Genomic DNA, 16,701 nt, shown 5'->3' with positions numbered 1-16,701 from the left:
TCGGCGTCTCAGGAGCTGCTGAGGCGGTAGCCCGCTGCGCGCAGGCCCGTCAGGACCGTGCCGCAGTGCTCGGGACCCTTGGTCTCGATCTGCAGGTCGATCGCGACGTCGCTGAACCCCAGGTCGCCGCCCGTGCGCAGGTGGCTGACGTGCATGACGTTGCCGCCCATCGCCGCGACCTCGCGCAGGAGCTCCGCCAGCGCTCCGGGCGTGTCCTCGACGACGACGTGGAGCTGCAGGTAGCGCCCGGCCGAGGCCAGGCCGTGGCGGATCACCCGCAGCAGCACGATCGGGTCCACGTTGCCGCCCGACAGCACGCACACGACGGGCCGCCCGTCGTCCGCGATCCCCGTGGGGTCGGCCATGACCGCGGCGACCGCGGCGGCGCCCGACGGCTCGACCACGAGCTTCGCGCGCTCGGCGACGAGCAGCAGCGCGCGCGACAGGTCCTCCTCGGAGACGGTCCGCACCGGCACCTGGTGCCTCGCCAGCACCTCGAACGGCACGGCGCCGGGCATGCCCACCGCGATGCCGTCGGCCATGGTCCGCAGCTCGGTCGCGGGGACCGGCCGCCCGGCGGCGAGCGACACGGGGTAGGACGCGGCGCGCGCGGCCTGCACGCCGACGACGCGCACGTCCGGCCGGTCGGCCAGCGCGGCCGCGATGCCCGCCGCCAGCCCGCCGCCACCCACGGGCACGACGATCGTCCCGACGTCGGGGACCTGCTCGAGCACCTCGAGGGCGACCGTGCCCTGGCCCGCGCCGACGTCCGGGTGGTCGAACGGGTGGATGAGGACGGAGCCCGTGCGGTCCGCGTGCGCACGCGCGGCCACGAGCGCCTCGTCGACGGACGTGCCGACGAGCTCGACGCGTGCGCCGTACCCGCGCGTCGCCGCGACCTTGGGCAGCGCGGCGTCGACGGGCATGAAGATGACGGCGTCGAGCCCGAGGAGCCCGGCGGCCAGCGCCACGCCCTGCGCGTGGTTGCCGGCGCTGGCCGCGACGACGCCGTGCGCCTTCTCCGCCTCCGTGAGACGCACCATGCGCGTGTACGCGCCGCGGATCTTGAACGACCCCGCGCGCTGCAGGTTCTCGCACTTGAGCCAGACGTCGGCGCCCACCAGCTGCGAGAGGGCGCGGCTGCGCTGCACCGGCGTGCGCTCGGCGACGCCCTCGATGAGGGCGGCGGCCGCCCGGACGTCCTGGGGTCCGATCACGGGGCCACGGGTGAGTCGCCCGGTGTGGTGCCGCGCGCCGCGTCGGGCTCGGCGCGCGCCGCACGCGCCTCGGACTCGGCCTCCGCCGCGGCCGCCACGGCGCGGTCGAGCACGGGGTGCCCCTTGGCGCGGATGGACACGTGGTCGTCGGTCCCCAGCTGGGGGAACTTGTCGTGGCCGTGCAGGTACAGCACGACGGTGTTGACGAGCGCGGCGAGCGGCACCGCGAACAGGGCGCCGACGATGCCGGCGACCAGCGATCCCGTCGTCACGACGAGCAGGACGGCCACCGGGTGCAGCGACACGGCGTGACCCATGAGGAACGGCTGCAGCACGTGACCCTCGAGCTGCTGCACGAGCAGCACGACGCCCAGCATGATCAGCGCGGAGCCCCAGCCCTGCGTGACGAGCGCGACGAGCACCGCGATGGAGCCGGTGACGATGGCGCCCACGAAGGGGATGAACGAGCCGAAGAAGACGAGCACCGCGAGCGGGACGACGAGCGGCAGCTGCAGGAACGCCGCTCCGATGCCGATGCCGACCGCGTCGACGCCCGCCACGAGGATCTGCGTGCGCGTGTACGCGCCCAGCGTGACCCAGCCGCGCCGCCCCGCCTGGTGGACCCGCTCGCGCGACCCGCGGGGCATGAGCCCGACGACCCACGCCCAGATCCTGCGCCCGTCGATGAGGAAGAACAGCGTGCAGAACAGCGCGATCAGGACCCCGGCGGCGACGTGGCCCACCGTCACGCCCACGGACAGCGCCCCGGACGCGATCTGCTGCCCGCTCGAGGCGACGGTGTCCTGCAGCTGCTGCACGTAGCGGTCGAGGTCGTCCGTGGCGAGCTGCAGCGGACCGTCGGACAGCCAGCGCAGCAGCTGGGTGAAACCGTCCCGCGCCTGCTCCCACAGCGCGGTGATGCCGTTGGCGATCGACCGCCCGGCGAGCGTGAGCAGTCCCGCGACCAGGGCGAGGAGCAGGACGAGCGCTGTGCCGGCCGCGGCCGCTCGCGGCAGGCGCGCGTACCTCTGGAGCGCCGCGACGACCGGTGACAGCAGCACGGTGACCAGCAGCGCGACCGCGACGGGCACCACGATCACCTTGAGGGCGGCGACGAGCCAGAGCCCCGCCGCGAGCGCGGCGAGGATCACCAGGGTCCGCCACGACCAGCCGGCCCAGGCGCGCACGGATGCGGGGACGGGGTGCGGGCGCGGCGTGACGGCCGCGCCGCCGGGGACGGTCGGGCCCGGCACGTCCGGGGTGGTCACCGGCTCAGTCCCGCGGCGGCGAGCGCCTGCTCGAGGTCGGCGAGCAGGTCCTCGACGTCCTCGATCCCCACGGACAGCCGCACGAGGTCGTCGGGGACCTCGAGCGCCGTCCCGGCGACGGACCCGTGGGTCATGCGGCCGGGGTGCTCGACGAGCGACTCGACACCGCCGAGCGACTCGGCGAGCGTGAACACGCGCGTCGCGCCGCAGACCGCGACCGCGGACTCGGCCGAGCCCGTGCGGAACGCGACCATCCCGCCGAAGCCGCGCATCTGACGGGCCGCGACCTCGTGGCCCGGGTGCTCGGGCAGGCCCGGCCACAGGACCTCCCGGACCCCGGGGTGCTCGACGAGGAAGCGGGCGACCGCCTCGGCGTTCGCGTTGTGGCGGTCCATCCGGACGGCGAGCGTCTTGAGGCCGCGCAGCGTGAGCCAGGCGTCGAACGGGCCCGCGACGGCGCCGGACGCGTTCTGCAGGAAGCCGACCGCGTCTCCCAGCGCCGTCGTGCCCGTCGGCCCCTCGAGACCGGCAGGCAGCTGCGCACCGTCCGCGACGACGACGGCACCGCCGACCACGTCCGAGTGACCGCCGATGTACTTGGTGGTCGAGTGCACGACGGCGTCGGCGCCCAGCGCGATGGGCTGCTGCAGGTACGGCGACGCGAAGGTGTTGTCGACGACCAGCACCGCGCCGGCGGACCGGGCGTGCGTCGCGATCGCGGCGATGTCCGCGATCCCCAGCAGCGGGTTGGTCGGCGTCTCGACCCAGATCACCTTGGTGCGGCCCGGCTGGATCGCGGCGAGCACCGCGTCGGGGTCGGACAGGTGCACGGGCGTGTGGTCGATCCCCCACGGCCCCAGGACCCGCGCGACCAGGCGGTACGTGCCGCCGTACGCGTCGTCCGGGACGATCATGTGGTCCCCGGGGCGGAGCACCGCGCGCAGCAGCGTGTCCTCCGCCGCCAGGCCCGACGCGAACGCGAAGGCGGCGGCCCCGCCCTCGACGGCGGCCAGCGCCTCCTGCAGCGCGTCGCGCGTGGGGTTGCCCGAGCGGGAGTACTCGTACCCGTCCCGCAGGCCGCCCACGCCGTCCTGCTTGTACGTCGAGACCTGGTGGATGGGCGTCACCACGGCGCCCGTGCGGGGGTCGGGGTCCTGACCTGCATGGATGGCGCGGGTCGAGAAGCCGGAGTCGGTCCAGTCGTGGGTCTGCGCGAGCGGGTCGTGGGTCACGCACCCAGGCTAGGCGGTGGACGCACGAGCAGCGCGGGAGGGCGCGCGCCGCGTGCCGGAACACCATCCGCGCGGCGCCTGTTGCACGTCGTGGAGCCGATTCCCAAGGAGATGGTCATGGCCTCGTTGTTCGAGACGCTGCTGGGCACGTCGCTGCGCACCACCATGGTGGACGCGGAGCACGCGCTGAAGGGCCGGGACGGGTACGCGTACGCCGTGCCGCAGACGCACGCGGTGCTGGGCACGCCGCTGCAGGGACCGTGGCCCGAGGGCACCCGCGTGCTGTACCTGGCGTCGGGGTGCTTCTGGGGCGCGGAGAAGGAGGCGTGGCAGCTGCCGGGCGTCGTCACGACAGCCGTCGGGTACATGGGCGGGTTCACGCCCTTCCCGACGTACGAGGAGACGTGCACCGGTCGCACCGGCCACACCGAGACGGTGATGGTCGCGTACGACCCGGCCGTGCTGTCCGACGTCGACCTCATGCGGCACTTCTGGGAGGAGCACGACCCCACGCAGGGCTTCCGCCAGGGCAACGACGTGGGTACCCAGTACCGCTCCGCGGTGTTCTTCACGACGCCCGAGCAGGAGGCCGCGGCACGCCAGACGCGCGACGCGTACGCCCCGGTGCTCAAGTCCCGCGGGTACGGCGACGTGACGACCGAGATCCGCGCGGTGCAGGACGCGGGCGCGTTCTACTACGCCGAGGGCCCGCACCAGCAGTACCTGCACAAGAACCCGGGCGGCTACTGCCCGGTGAACTCGACGGGCGTCGCCTGCCCCCTCCCCTCGGCCTGACCCGCACCTGGACTGCTCTCTCACCACCCAGGCGGTCACCCCCCAGGTGGTGAGAGAGCGATCCGGTCGACCCCGCCGTCCGACGACGGGCAGCTGCGCGCGCGCGTGTCGGTGGGTCGGGTCAGGATGAGCCCCATGCTCTTCGACGACGTCGCGGACGCGTCCGCGCAGGTCGCGGCGACCCGGTCGCGCCTCGCCAAGCGGGCGGTGCTGGTCGACGTGCTGCGACGAGCGGCGGCGGACGGGCCGGACGTCGTCGCGATCGTGTCGCGGTACCTGGGTGGGGAGCTGCGCCAGCGGCGGACCGGCCTGGGGTGGCGGTCGCTGAGCGGCATGCCCGACCCCGCGGACACGCCCTCGTTGACGGTGCGTGACGTCGACGCGGCGTTCGCGCACGTGGCGGGGCTCAGCGGTCCGGGCTCGTCGACCGCGCGCCTGGAGGCGGCGCGGACGCTCTTCGCCGCGGCCACCGAGCGGGAGCAGCGGCTGCTCGGCGGGCTGGTGAGCGGGGAGCTGCGGCAGGGCGCCCTGGACGCGCTGCTGCTCGACGCGGTCGGCGAGGCCGCGGGCGTGCCGGCCGACTCCGTCCGCCGGGCCGCGATGCTGGCGGGTGAGACCGAGGCGGTCGCGGTGGCAGCGCTCGGCGCCGCCTCGCCCGACGACGCGCGGGCGGCCCTCGACCAATTCACACTGACGGTCGGCCGCCCGGTGCGGCCCATGCTCGCGCAGTCGGCGCCCGACGTCGCCACGGCGGTGGCACAGCTGTCGGCGGGCACCGACAACGCCCCTGCCGCGCAGGTCGTCGTCGACACCAAGCTCGACGGCATCCGCATCCAGGTGCACCGCGACGGCGACGACGTCCGCGTGTACACGCGCAGCCTCGACGACGTCACCGCGCGCGTGCCCGAGATCGTCGCCGCCGTGCGAGCGCTGCCGGCGCGCACGCTCGTCCTGGACGGCGAGGCGCTGGCGCTCGACGCCGAGGGCCGGCCGCGCCCCTTCCAGGAGACCGCGTCCCGCAGCGCCACGCGTGACGCCGAGCTCGCGGCGACCGCGACGCTCACCCCGTTCTTCTTCGACGTCCTGCACGCCGACGGCCGCGACCTGCTCGACGCACCGCTGCGCGAGCGGCTCGCGGTGCTCGACCAGGTGGCCGCTGGGCACGTCGTGGAGCGCGTCGTCACGTCCGACCCCGCCGTCGCGGCCGAGCACTTCCGGTCCGTCGTCGCCGCCGGCCAGGAGGGTGTGGTCGTCAAGGCGGTCGACGCGCCGTACGAGGCGGGCCGGCGCGGGGCGGCGTGGGTGAAGGTGAAGCCGCGCCACACGCTCGACCTCGTCGTGCTGGCCGTCGAGCGCGGGTCGGGACGACGGTCCGGGCTGCTGTCGAACATCCACCTGGGCGCGCGCGACCCGGACGGCGGGTTCGTCATGCTCGGCAAGACGTTCAAGGGCATGACCGACGAGATGCTCGCGTGGCAGACGCAGCGCTTCCGGGAGCTGGAGGTCGCCGACGACGGGTGGACCGTCACGGTGCGCCCCGAGCAGGTCGTGGAGATCGCCTTCGACGGGCTGCAGCGCTCGACCCGCTACCCCGGTGGCCTCGCCCTGCGCTTCGCCCGCGTGCTGCGCTACCGGGACGACAAGCCGGCCACCGAGGCGGACACCATCGACACCGTGCGGGCCCTGCTCGGGTAGCCCGCGACCACCGCCGCGCCGAACCCGGTGCCCGGGCCTACCGTGGGGAAATCGGCTCGGCTGTCGGGGGGACGCAATGAACCGGTCCATCAGCATCCTGTTCCGCGCGATCCCGCTGGTCATGGGACTCGTCTGCCTCATGTTCGGGCTCGACATCCTGTCCGGCGGCGACGACGCCGCGCACTTCGTCGCCGGCCACGTGAACATCGCGCTCACCGCGATCTGCATCGCGCTGTTCACGACGGCCGCGACGATCATCCGGCAGCTCGTCGACCGCTACGGCGAGGTCTGGGAGATCGTGCTGCCGGCGCTCGGTTACGCGGTCGCCGCCGGCACCGTCGTCTGGGGCGCCACGATCACGCTCGAGGGCGACGAGCCGCAGCACGTCGTGGCAGGGCACGTCCTGATCGGGATCGGCTTCATCGCGGCCTGCGTGAGCACCGTGGCCGTGGCGTCGACGAAGTTCGTGCTCATCGCGGCGAACGGTGCACGCCCGCCGGACAGCGGCCCGCCCGACGGTGCGTACTCGCGTCGGGTCGGCGCGGTGCTCGTCGCGGTGCCGGTCGTGCTCGCCGTGACGGGCCTCGTGATCGCCGCGACCCTCTACGCGCGGGGTGACACACCGGGTCTCGTCGCCGCGCACGTCCTGACGGGGCTCTCGCTGATCTGCGCGGCGCTCGTCGCCCTGGTCGCCAGCATCGTGCGGCAGGTCCGCAACGAGTTCGGTGACGCCGAGCGGTTCCGCTGGACCTGGTGGGTCGTGGCGATGGGGACGATCAACGTCGGCGTCGGCGTCGGCGTCCTGGTCGCCTCGGACGACCCGGCCCGCCTGGCCCCCGGCACCGTGCTGATCGGGCTGGGTCTGGTCTGCTTCAGCATCCTGTCGAAGGTCGTGCTGCTCGCGCTCGTGTGGCGACGCAGGTTCCCGCTCGCCAACCGCATCCCGATCATCCCGGTGGGGACCGCGCTGACCTGCCTGTTCCTCGCTGCGTTCCTCTTCGAGGCGACGACGCGGCAGCCCGGCTTCTTCGTGGGGGCGCACGTCCTGGTCGGCCTCGGCGCGGTCTGCTTCACGCTGTTCTCGATCGTGTCGATCCTCGAGGCCGGCACGTCGAAGTCGTAGGAGCGCCCCGCGCGGCGCGCCGGAGGCCACCGCACTGCACGGCCGGGCCCCGTGAGGCAGGGTGTCCGGGTGGACGAGACAGCCGGAGCCCTGCCGACACGCGTGGACGACACGCAGCCGCGCCCCCTGGTGAGCACGTGGTGGCGGTACGTGGCCGCGGCCCTGGTCTGCGGGTCGGCCGTGCTCATGTTCGCGATCCACGTGCGTCCGCTCGCGTACGTGCCGCTCGTCGTCGGCGTGGCCCTGGCCTGGGCCGTCGACCGCGTCCTGGGCCGCGACCTGCTGATCGTCGCCGCAGGCATGAGCATCGTCAGCACGATCCCCCTGGCCGCCGACCTGTCGGACCTCGGGATGGTGCAGTTCACCATCGCGCTGTCGCTGGCGGTGATCGTCCCGTACGTGCTGTCGCGGCACGTCAACGGCGACCATGTCATCCGGTTCCCTTGGCGCACGGGCCGGCGGTGGACGCGCACGCAGTGGGCGTACCTGCTGTTCGTCGTCGGCGCCGGCTACCTCGTGCTGCCGTACTACTTCCTGTCCTCCGGCGCGTACCAGAACTGGCCGACGGTCGTGGAGGGCCAGGAGATCGCGCGGCTGTTCGTCGGCGTCAACGCCGTCGGCACGTGGGACGAGCTGTTCTTCGTCTGCACCGTGTTCGCGCTGCTGCGCCGGCACTTCGGCCTCTGGACGGCCAACGTGCTGCAGGCCCTGGTGTTCGTCTCGTTCCTCTGGGAGCTCGGCTACCGCGAGTGGGGCCCGCTGCTGACGATCCCGTTCGCCCTCATCCAGGGGTTCACGTTCAACCTGACCAAGTCGCTGACCTACGTGCTGGTCGTGCACCTGCTCTTCGACGCGGTGGTGTTCATGGTGCTCGTGCACGCGCACACCCCCGAGCTGTTCGACATCTTCGTCACCGCGCCCGCGCGCTGACGACTCACCGAGGAGGACCCCGATGACCGACGCCCTGACCACCTGGGCCGGCAGCCACACGTTCCGCGGCGGACCGGTCGTGCACCCGGAGACGGTCGAGCAGGTCGCAGAGCTCGTCGCGGGCGCCCGGCACGTGCGGGCGCTCGGCTCACGGCACTCGTTCCACGACCTCGCGGACGGTCCGGGGACGCTCGTCGTCCTGGACCGGCTCGACGTCCCGACCGTGATCGACCCCGACGCGGGCACCGTCACCGTGGGTGCGGGTGTCCGCTACGGCGAGCTCGCGCAGGACCTGCACGCGGCGGGGTGGGCCCTGCACACCATGGCGTCGCTGCCGCACATCGCGGTCGCCGGGACCGTCGCGACGGCCACGCACGGCTCGGGCGTCACGGCACCCAACCTGTCTGCCGCGGTGCGGGGGCTGGAGATCGTCGGTGCGGGCGGTGAGGTGCGCACGCTGGGCCCGGAGGACCCGGAGCTGGCCGGCTCGGTCGTCGCGCTGGGGAGCCTGGGCGTCGTGACGCGTGTGACGCTCGCGATCCAGCCGACGTACGACGTCGCGCAGGAGGTCTGGCTCGACCTCCCGTGGCGCACGGCGCTCGAGCGCTTCGACGCGCTGATGTCGTCGGCGTACTCGGTCAGCCTGTTCACCGACTGGACCGGGGACGCCGTGGGCCAGGTGTGGCGCAAGCACCGCGTCGACGGCGACGCGTGGACGCTGCCGCAGGCCGGTGACGTCCTGCAGGGCGCACGGCCCGCGCCCGGGCCGGTGCACCCCGTCCCCGGCCCGGACCCCGTGGCCTGCACCCAGCAGGGCGGCGTGCCGGGGCCGTGGCACGAGCGGCTGCCGCACTTCCGGCTCGACTTCACGCCGTCCGCAGGCGCCGAGCTGCAGTCCGAGTGGCTCGTCCCGCGCGAGCACGCCGTCGCGGCCATCGAGGCCCTGCGCCGCATCGCGCACGTCACGTCGCCGCTGCTCCTGGTGAGCGAGATCCGCACGATCGCCGGTGACGACCTGTGGCTGTCGACCGCGCACGGCGGCGACCGCGTGGCGCTGCACTTCACGTGGAAGCCGCTGCGGGCCGAGGTCGACGCCGCGCTGCCGGTGATCGAGGAGGCGCTCGCGCCGTTCGGCGCGCGCCCGCACTGGGGCAAGCTGTTCGCCGACGAGGACCGCGCGCTGCGCGGTCTGTACCCGCGGTGGGACGACCAGGTGGCGCTGCTGGCCCGCCGCGATCCCGAGGGCGTCTTCGCGAACGACTTCCTGGTCCGCCACGGGCTGCGCGCCTGACGGCCCGCCCGGCGGCACGGCTCAGGCGTCCCAGGCGGTGACCCTCGTCCGCAGGTCCGTCCAGCCCTCGCGCCCGAGCGGTGACAGCGTGCGCACCCGGTCCCCGGGGTGCAGGCGCGGGTCGTCGGCGTATCGGCGCGCGAGCGCGGCCTCGGCCTCGAGGTCGCCGCCGTCCGCGCGGATCAGCAGGTCGGCGATCTCGTCCGCGAGTGCGGCGACGTCCTCGGGCGCCTCGTGCAGCTCGGCGCCCCACACGTCCCACAGCAGCAGCTCGTCGCGGCGGCGGTGCGCGAGCTCCAGCAGCACGTTCCCGCGCACGAAGTCCGGTCCGCACAGGTCGGGCAGCTCTCGCGCGACCCCGTACGCACCGAGGTCCAGCCCGTCGCGCCGGTGCGCGAGCCACAGCTCCGCGGCGGTCGCGAACGGCGCGTCGAGCCCTGTCGGCAGGTCGAACGGGTCGAACGGCTCCCCGGCCGGGGGTGCGGCACCGAACGCCGCGTCGAGCTCGGGGTCCGCGCGCACCCAGCGGCGTCCGTCCCAGCGCTCGACGACCACGTGGTCGTGCGCGAAGCCCGGGGTGAAGTACCGCGCGAACCCGATGCGGGACCGCGCGGGGATGCCGTGCTCCCGCAGCAGACCCACGCCGAGAAGCGTGTGGTCCCGGCAGCACCCCGCGAGACGGGCGCCGGCGGGGCGGCCCGTGAGCGGGGCGGGTGACAGCGCGAAGCCGGCCGTGAGGATCGCGTCCAACCACCGTAGGTCGACGGTTGACAGCCGGTCGGCGTCGAGCGTGTCCGCCTCAGCCCGATAGTGCGCGATCACACCCGTCGCCGCGGCGTGCACGTCGGCCGGGTCGGTACCCAGCGCGGCGAGCACCGCCGCGTGCCGACCGGGGTCGCTGTAGGGCGAGTGCCGCGCCCACACGGCTGGGCTGCCCGTCGCGTCCTGCACGCTGTCCGGCATCACCGCCTCCGTCCCGGGGCCCGCGTCGGACTCCCGTGGAGGTGGACACCTCGCGGGTGCCGGACTCATCGGGGCGGCGGGAACCGGCGGGTCCCCGACGTGCGAGCGCCGCCGGCGCCCTCGTCGGGGCGACCGGCGGCGCACGGTGGGGCGTGGTCAGCTCACGCCGACGATGTCCACCACGAACACGAGCGTGTCGCCACCCTTGATGCCGGCCTGCGGCACGCCGCGGTCGCCGTAGCCGAGGTGCGACGGGATGGAGAGCAGCACGCGCGAGCCGACCTGCTGGCCGACGAGGCCCTCGTCCCAGCCCGCGATGACGGCGCCGACCCCGATGGGGAAGCTGATCGAGGAGCCACGGTCGAAGGAGTTGTCGAAGACGCCTCCCTGCCAGGCCTGACCCAGGTAGTGCACCTCGATGTCCTGCCCGGCCTCGACGAGTGCGCCGTCGCCGCGGCTGAGCACGACGACCTCGAGCTCGTCGGACGGCGCGCCCTCCGGGAACGTGAGGGTGGGCTTGGTGCCGGGTGCGCCCGAGACCTCGGGCAGCGCTGCGGCCATGGCGGTTCTCCTTCGGTGGATGACAGTGCCCGACCATCCTGCCCTGCCGACCACGGCCCTGCCGCACGGGCGTCGGCGGGGTCAGCGGCCGAGGACCCCCGCGAGCCAGCGCAGCTGGGCGTCGAGCTGGAAGGCGCCGCCGCCCTCGTGCTCGTTGAACTCGTACACCTCGATGGCACGCTCCGGGCGGGAGCCCGCGAGCGTGCCGTAGTAGTTGTACGCCGCGAACACGGTGGACGGCGGGCAGATCGGGTCGCGCAGCGCCACCGAGAACAGCGTCGGCGCCGTCGCGCGGCGGGCGAGGTGCACACCGTCGAGGTACGACAGGGTCCGCATCACGGCGGCCTTCTGGTCGCGGTGCACCGACAGGTACGTCACGAGCTCGCGGTACGGGCTCGCGTCGGTGACGGCGATCGCGCGCTGGATGTGGCACAGGAACGGCACGTCGGCCATCGCCGCCGCGAGGCCGTCGGACAGCCCTGCGACCGCGAGCGTCATGCCGCCGCCCTGGCTGCCGCCGGTCACCGTGACGCGCGCCGGGTCGACCCCGGGCAGGGTCCGCACGGCTTCGACCGCGCGGACGCCGTCGGTGTACACCCGCGTGTAGTAGTGCTCGGCGGGGTCGAGGATCCCGCGGGTCAGGAAGCCCGGCACCTGCGGCCCCGACCCGACCGGGTCCGGCGTCGCGCCGCCGCTGCCCCACCCCGAACCCTGGCCGCGCGTGTCCATCAGCAGGTGCACGTACCCGGCCGCGGCCCACGCGAGGCGCTCGTGCGGGCGCCCGCGGCCACCGCCGTAGCCGTTGAACTCCACGACGGCCGGCAGCGAGGACCCGTCCGTGGCCGACCCCGCGGGCCGCGTGACCCACGCCTTGATCGGGTGCCCGCCGAACCCGGCGAACGTCACGTCCTCGACGTCGACCAGCGTCAGCCCCGCGTCGTACGGCTCACGACGCACGTCGAGGTCGAACGCGCGCGTCTCGGCGAGCGTGGCGGCCCAGAACTCGTCGAAGTCGGTGGGTTCGTCGAGCTCCGGCAGGTAGCGCTCGAGCTCGGGCAGGGGCAGGTCGAACAGCGCCATCGCGGTTGGTCCTTTGCGGGTACGGCCCAGGGGTCGGCCGATGCTAACCCGCGCGCGGACGCTTCCCGCCGGACCGGAGCGGCCCGCGCGTCAGCGGGCCAGGAAGCCCAGCAGGTCGTGGCGCGTCAGGACGCCCACGGGGCGCCCGTCGTCGACGACCATGAGCGCGTCCGACTTCTCGAGCGTCGCCCGCGCGGCCTCGACGGGCTCCCCGACGCCGATGAGCGGCAGCGGTGCGGCCATGTGCGCGTCGACGCGGTCGGCGAGCGACGCGGCGCCGGAGAAGACCGCGTCGAGCAGCTCGCGCTCGCTCACGGACCCGGCGACCTCGCCGATCATGACGGGCGGCTCGGCACCCACGACCGGCATCTGCGAGACGCCGTACTCGCGCAGGATCTCGATCGCGTCGCGGACCGTCTCGGTGGGGTGCGTGTGCACGAGCGCCGGCAGGTCGCCCGACTTGGTCCGGAGCACGTCGCCCACGGACGCGCCCTCGCCGGCGGCGAGGAACCCGTACGACCGCATCCAGGAGTCGTTGAAGATCTTCGACAGGTAGCCGCGTCCGCCGTCGGGGAGGATCACGACGTACACCGCGCGGGCGGCGGCGTCGGGGTCGGCGTCCTGCAACGCGCGGGCGTGCCGCAGCGTCGCCTCGACCGCCATGCCGCACGACCCGCCGACGAGCAGACCCTCCTCGCGCGCCAGGCGGCGCGTCATGGCGAACGAGTCCGCGTCGGACACCGCGAGGATCTCGTCCGGGACCGCCGGGTCGTAGGCGGTCGGCCAGAAGTCCTCGCCGACGCCCTCGACGAGGTACGGCCGGCCGTCACCCCCGGAGTACACGGAGCCCGCCGGGTCCGCGCCGACGACGACCACGCGGCCGCCGTCCGCCGCGGGGCGGTCCGCCGACGCGTCGTGCAGGTAGCGCCCGGTGCCGGTGATGGTGCCGCCCGTGCCGACGCCCGTGACGAGGTGGGTGATGCGCCCGTCGGTGTCCGCCCAGATCTCCGGGCCCGTGCTCGCGTAGTGGCTGGCCGGGCCGTTGACGTTGGCGTACTGGTTGGGCTTCCAGGCGCCCGGCGTCTCGCGCGTGATGCGGTCGGACACCGAGTAGTAGGAGTCCGGGTGGTCGGGGGGCACCGCGGTCGGCGTCACGACGACCTCGGCGCCGTACGCGCGCAGCACGTCGCGCTTGTCCTGGCTGACCTTGTCCGGGCACACGAAGATGCAGCGGTAGCCCTTGCGCTGCGCGACGAGCGCCAGGCCGACGCCGGTGTTGCCGGACGTGGGCTCGACGATCGTGCCGCCCGGCTGCAGCTCGCCCGACGCCTCCGCGGCCTCGATCATCCGCAGGGCGATGCGGTCCTTCACGGACCCGCCGGGGTTGAGGTACTCCACCTTCGCCAGGACGGTGGCGGTCAGGCCGGCGGTGACGGACGTGAGCCGGACGAGCGGGGTGCCGCCGACGAGCTCGGAGATGTGCTGGGCGTACTTCACGCGCCGATCCTCTCATCCCGCCGTCACCCGCCCCGGACGTGCGAGAGCCCCGCCGACCGAGGTCGACGGGGCTCTCGTGAGGCTGCGGTGCTGGTCAGTCGCCGCGCAGGATCGCGAGGAGACGCAGCAGCTCGAGGTAGAGCCACACGAGCGTGACGATGAGGCCGAAGGCCGCCGCCCACGCGAACTTGGCGGGCGCGCCCTGCTCGACGCCGCGCTTGATGGAGTCGAAGTCCATGATGAGGCTCGCCGCGGCGAGACCCACGGCCACGAGGCCGATCACGATGCCGAGCGGGCCGGACCGCAGCGGCCCGTAGTCCCCGCCGCCGACGCCGAACAGCATGAGCCCGACGTTGACGAGCGAGTACACGAGGTACCCGGCCATGCCGATGAGGACCGCACGCTGGAACTTGGGCGTGACCCGGACCTTGCCGGAGCGGAACAGCACCAGCGAGACGGCGAACACCGAGAGCGTGGCGAGCACGGCCTGCCCGACGATGCCGTCGAAGGCCGACTCGTAGAACGCGCTGATGCCGCCGAGGAACACGCCCTGGGCCACCGTGTACAGCGTGATGAGGACCGGGCTCGGTTCCTTCTTGAACGCGTTGACCAGGCCCAGGACCAGGCCGACGATCGCGCCGACGATCCACAGGCCGGGCGCGATCATCCACGTCGCCGCTGCCACGACCACGAGCAGCGCGAGCAGCCCGCCGGTCTTGACGATGACGTCGTCGTAGGTCAGGCGGCCCGTCTCGCGCGGGGTGGCGGGGGGCGCGTCGTACATCTGCTCGAGCGTCGCGGCGTCGGCCGCCTGCGCACCGGGCGTGCCCCACGCGGGGCCCTGGACGACGGTCTGCTGACCGCCGCGGCGCTGCTGGCGCGGGTCACCGAAGACGGGACTGTTGTTGAAGACGGGGTTGGTCATGCGGGCACCTCTGGTCGTAGCCGGCCGGGGATGTTTCTGTCGACGACAGGAACAACGTAGCGGGTGGCCAGGACGTTCCCCGTCCGGGAGCCCCCGGATCCTGCTGCCGGCGACGTCGTCCTTGCGGATGAGGGCCCGGGCACCCGGATCGGTCGCGGGAGGGTGCCGCGGCGGGCGCGGCAGGAATAGCGTCGTCGTCTGTGAGCACAGCGACGCGCACCACCACGCGAAACCAGGGGACCCGATGATCGAGGCGCACGGACTGACCAAGAGGTACGGCAGCAAGACCGCCGTCGACGGGATCGACTTCACCGTGCGACCCGGACGTGTGACCGGCTTCCTCGGGCCCAACGGCGCGGGCAAGTCGACGACCATGCGCATGATCGTCGGGCTCGACCACCCGACGGCCGGCACCGTGACGGTGCAGGGCCGGCCGTACGCGAGGCTGCGCTCGCCGCTGACGGAGGTGGGCGCGCTGCTCGAGGCCAAGGCCGTCCACCCCGGGCGGTCGGCGCGTCAGCACCTGCGGGCGCTCGCCGCGACGCACGGGATCGGCGACAAGCGCGTCGACCAGGTCATCGAGATGGCCGGGCTCGGCGCGGTCGCGTCCAAGCGCGTCAAGGGCTTCTCGCTCGGCATGGGCCAGCGCCTGGGCATCGCCGCGGCGCTGCTCGGCGACCCGCACACGCTGATCCTCGACGAGCCCGTCAACGGCCTGGACCCCGAGGGCGTGGCGTGGGTGCGCGGGCTGGCCAAGCACCTCGCGGGCGACGGGCGCACGGTGTTCCTGTCCTCCCACCTCATGAGCGAGGTCGCGGTGACCGCCGACGACCTGCTCGTGATCGGCCGCGGCCGGATCGTCGCTCAGGGCCCCGTCGACGAGGTCATCTCCCGCGCGACGAGCACGACCGTGCGCGTCCGCAGCCCCCACGCGACCGAGCTCGCCGCGGCCCTCTCCGGACCGCGCACGACCATCGACGCGATCGAGCCCGGCCTGATCGAGGTGCGCGGGCCGTCCGCAGCCGAGATCGGTGAGCTCGCCGCCGCGTCGCGGTACGTCCTGCACGAGCTCACGCCCGTCAGCGGCTCGCTCGAGCAGGCGTACATGAGCCTGACGGCCGACGCGGTCGAGTACCACTCCGGCATCGACGCCGCACCCACCGCCCCCACGACCGAGCCGGAGGCGCAGCGATGAGCACCGCGACCACTCCCCGCACCTCGCACGCCCAGCACTCCGCGCCCGCGAGCACGGCACGCCTGTCGGCGTGGCACGTGCTGCGCTCCGAGTGGATCAAGCTCTGGAGCCTGCGCTCGACGCTCTGGACGGTCGGCCTCACCGTCGCCGTGCTGGTGCTGCTCGCCTGGGCGATGGCCGCGGGCGCCGCGAGCTTCGGCGACCTGTCGGACGCACCCGGCAGCGCGACGACCGTCTACACGGTCCTCGCCCCCGGGCAGATCTTCGGCTCCCTCGTCCTGGTCGTGCTCGCCGCGCTGACGGTGACCGGCGAGTACGGCACGGGGCAGGTCCGCTCCACGTTCACCGCCGTCCCGTCCCGGCTGCCCGTGCTGTGGGCCAAGGGTGCGGTCGTCGCGCTGGTGGCCTTCGTGACGGCCGCCGTCGGCACAGCCCTGTCCCTGGCGCTGGCGGGCGCCATCGTGCCCGAGATGCGGCCCGACTGGTCCGACCCCGAGATGCTGCGGATCGTGCTCGGCACACCGCTCTACATCACGACGGTCGCACTGCTCGGCTACGCGCTCGGCGCCCTCATGCGCAACACGGCGGCGACCATCGCGACGGTCATCGGCTTCGTGCTCGTCGTCGAGAGCGTGCTCAACCTCATCTCGTGGAAGCCGCTCGAGTACGTCCGGCCGTTCCTGCCGTCGTCGGCGGGGGCCCGCGTCGCGACGCCCCAGGAGTTCCTCGAGCTGACGAACCAGATGGCGACGCAGGCCGTCGACCTGTCCCCGTGGGCCGGGTACGCGGTGCTCGTCGGCTGGGTCGTCGCCATCCTCGCCGCCGCCGTCGTGCGGCTGCGCACGCGCGACGTCTGACTCTCGCGCAGACGCGGCCCACCACCGTCCCGGAGGGGGACGGTGGTGGGCCGTCGTCGTGCGTGCGGTTGG

15 protein-coding genes are annotated in these 16,701 nt (G+C 73.9%); 7 read left to right on the top strand and 8 right to left on the bottom strand.

Annotated features, from left to right (window positions below; genetic code table 11):
* Window positions 1-8: 8 nt before the first annotated feature.
* Genes ilvA through KKR89_RS04610 form a run of 3 tightly spaced genes read right to left on the bottom strand, consistent with a single transcriptional unit; the run spans window position 9 to window position 3,717 of the window.
* Entirely contained in the window at window positions 9-1,217 is a 1,209-nt protein-coding gene (gene ilvA, locus KKR89_RS04620) for a threonine ammonia-lyase (RefSeq protein WP_208198070.1), read from the bottom strand.
* Window positions 1,214-2,485 (bottom strand): AI-2E family transporter, encoded by a 1,272-nt coding sequence (locus KKR89_RS04615; RefSeq protein WP_372438597.1) that lies wholly within the window; start codon window positions 2,483-2,485, stop codon window positions 1,214-1,216. The genes ilvA and KKR89_RS04615 overlap by 4 nt, the downstream gene beginning before the upstream one ends.
* Window positions 2,482-3,717 carry a cystathionine gamma-synthase gene (locus KKR89_RS04610; protein ID WP_208198069.1) on the bottom strand — a complete coding sequence of 412 codons (1,236 nt, stop codon included), beginning with the start codon at window positions 3,715-3,717 and terminating at the stop codon, window positions 2,482-2,484. The genes KKR89_RS04615 and KKR89_RS04610 overlap by 4 nt, the downstream gene beginning before the upstream one ends.
* A gap of 117 nt (window positions 3,718-3,834) precedes the next feature.
* On the opposite strand from KKR89_RS04610, the gene msrA reads away from it, so the two are divergent.
* From msrA to KKR89_RS04585, 5 genes are all read left to right on the top strand, one after another.
* Window positions 3,835-4,512 (top strand): peptide-methionine (S)-S-oxide reductase MsrA, encoded by a 678-nt coding sequence (gene msrA / locus KKR89_RS04605; protein ID WP_208198068.1) that lies wholly within the window; start codon window positions 3,835-3,837, stop codon window positions 4,510-4,512.
* 135 nt (window positions 4,513-4,647) lie between these two features.
* Window positions 4,648-6,207, top strand: a complete 1,560-nt coding sequence (locus KKR89_RS04600) for an ATP-dependent DNA ligase (RefSeq protein WP_208198067.1) — start codon at window positions 4,648-4,650, stop codon at window positions 6,205-6,207.
* 76 nt (window positions 6,208-6,283) lie between these two features.
* Window positions 6,284-7,330, top strand: coding sequence for a DUF2776 family protein (locus KKR89_RS04595; RefSeq protein WP_208198066.1), 1,047 nt, complete (start codon window positions 6,284-6,286; stop codon window positions 7,328-7,330).
* A 186-nt stretch (window positions 7,331-7,516) separates the two neighbouring features.
* Entirely contained in the window at window positions 7,517-8,260 is a 744-nt protein-coding gene (locus tag KKR89_RS04590) for a CPBP family intramembrane glutamic endopeptidase (protein ID WP_243883528.1), read from the top strand.
* A 22-nt stretch (window positions 8,261-8,282) separates the two neighbouring features.
* Entirely contained in the window at window positions 8,283-9,551 is a 1,269-nt protein-coding gene (locus KKR89_RS04585) for an FAD-binding protein (RefSeq protein ID WP_208198065.1), read from the top strand.
* A gap of 21 nt (window positions 9,552-9,572) precedes the next feature.
* Here KKR89_RS04585 and KKR89_RS04580 read toward each other — a convergent pair whose 3' ends face one another.
* The 5 genes from KKR89_RS04580 to KKR89_RS04560 form a co-directional block, all read right to left on the bottom strand.
* Complete coding sequence (locus tag KKR89_RS04580) at window positions 9,573-10,514, bottom strand: transglutaminase-like domain-containing protein (protein ID WP_208198064.1); 942 nt, start codon at window positions 10,512-10,514, stop codon at window positions 9,573-9,575.
* Between the two features lie 156 nt (window positions 10,515-10,670).
* Window positions 10,671-11,075 (bottom strand): FKBP-type peptidyl-prolyl cis-trans isomerase, encoded by a 405-nt coding sequence (locus KKR89_RS04575; RefSeq protein ID WP_208198063.1) that lies wholly within the window; start codon window positions 11,073-11,075, stop codon window positions 10,671-10,673.
* Window positions 11,076-11,156: 81 nt separating this feature from the next.
* Complete coding sequence (locus tag KKR89_RS04570; protein WP_208198062.1) at window positions 11,157-12,155, bottom strand: acetylxylan esterase; 999 nt, start codon at window positions 12,153-12,155, stop codon at window positions 11,157-11,159.
* Between the two features lie 90 nt (window positions 12,156-12,245).
* On the bottom strand, window positions 12,246-13,652 hold the full coding sequence (locus KKR89_RS04565) for a cystathionine beta-synthase (RefSeq protein WP_208198061.1): 1,407 nt from the start codon (window positions 13,650-13,652) through the stop codon (window positions 12,246-12,248).
* Window positions 13,653-13,746: 94 nt separating this feature from the next.
* On the bottom strand, window positions 13,747-14,577 hold the full coding sequence (locus KKR89_RS04560) for a Bax inhibitor-1/YccA family protein (protein WP_208198060.1): 831 nt from the start codon (window positions 14,575-14,577) through the stop codon (window positions 13,747-13,749).
* 244 nt (window positions 14,578-14,821) lie between these two features.
* Between KKR89_RS04560 and KKR89_RS04555 the strand changes: the two genes are divergently transcribed.
* Window positions 14,822-15,772 (top strand): ABC transporter ATP-binding protein, encoded by a 951-nt coding sequence (locus KKR89_RS04555; RefSeq protein ID WP_208198059.1) that lies wholly within the window; start codon window positions 14,822-14,824, stop codon window positions 15,770-15,772.
* The gene (locus tag KKR89_RS04550) at window positions 15,769-16,629 is read left to right on the top strand and encodes an ABC transporter permease (protein ID WP_208198058.1); all 861 of its coding nucleotides are present in this window, start codon (window positions 15,769-15,771) and stop codon (window positions 16,627-16,629) included. Before KKR89_RS04555 ends, KKR89_RS04550 begins: the two co-directional genes overlap by 4 nt.
* Window positions 16,630-16,701: the final 72 nt, after the last annotated feature.

The organism is Cellulomonas dongxiuzhuiae (genome assembly GCF_018623035.1).
GTDB classification, from domain to species: domain Bacteria; phylum Actinomycetota; class Actinomycetes; order Actinomycetales; family Cellulomonadaceae; genus Cellulomonas; species Cellulomonas dongxiuzhuiae.
The sequence above is the reverse complement of the archived record's forward strand: the minus strand, read 5'-3'. Positions and strand labels throughout refer to the sequence as shown.

What these genes read in the sequence shown, in the direction of transcription:
- msrA (WP_208198068.1), top strand. Translation starts at nt 3,835, where the DNA reads ATGGCCTCGTTGTTCGAGACGCTGCTGGGCACGTCGCTGCGCACCACC.
- KKR89_RS04600 (WP_208198067.1), top strand. Translation starts at nt 4,648, where the DNA reads ATGCTCTTCGACGACGTCGCGGACGCGTCCGCGCAGGTCGCGGCGACC.
- KKR89_RS04595 (WP_208198066.1), top strand. Translation starts at nt 6,284, where the DNA reads ATGAACCGGTCCATCAGCATCCTGTTCCGCGCGATCCCGCTGGTCATG.
- KKR89_RS04590 (WP_243883528.1), top strand. Translation starts at nt 7,517, where the DNA reads ATGTTCGCGATCCACGTGCGTCCGCTCGCGTACGTGCCGCTCGTCGTC.
- KKR89_RS04585 (WP_208198065.1), top strand. Translation starts at nt 8,283, where the DNA reads ATGACCGACGCCCTGACCACCTGGGCCGGCAGCCACACGTTCCGCGGC.
- KKR89_RS04580 (WP_208198064.1), bottom strand. Translation starts at nt 10,514, where the DNA reads ATGCCGGACAGCGTGCAGGACGCGACGGGCAGCCCAGCCGTGTGGGCG.
- KKR89_RS04575 (WP_208198063.1), bottom strand. Translation starts at nt 11,075, where the DNA reads ATGGCCGCAGCGCTGCCCGAGGTCTCGGGCGCACCCGGCACCAAGCCC.
- KKR89_RS04570 (WP_208198062.1), bottom strand. Translation starts at nt 12,155, where the DNA reads ATGGCGCTGTTCGACCTGCCCCTGCCCGAGCTCGAGCGCTACCTGCCG.
- KKR89_RS04560 (WP_208198060.1), bottom strand. Translation starts at nt 14,577, where the DNA reads ATGACCAACCCCGTCTTCAACAACAGTCCCGTCTTCGGTGACCCGCGC.
- KKR89_RS04555 (WP_208198059.1), top strand. Translation starts at nt 14,822, where the DNA reads ATGATCGAGGCGCACGGACTGACCAAGAGGTACGGCAGCAAGACCGCC.
- KKR89_RS04550 (WP_208198058.1), top strand. Translation starts at nt 15,769, where the DNA reads ATGAGCACCGCGACCACTCCCCGCACCTCGCACGCCCAGCACTCCGCG.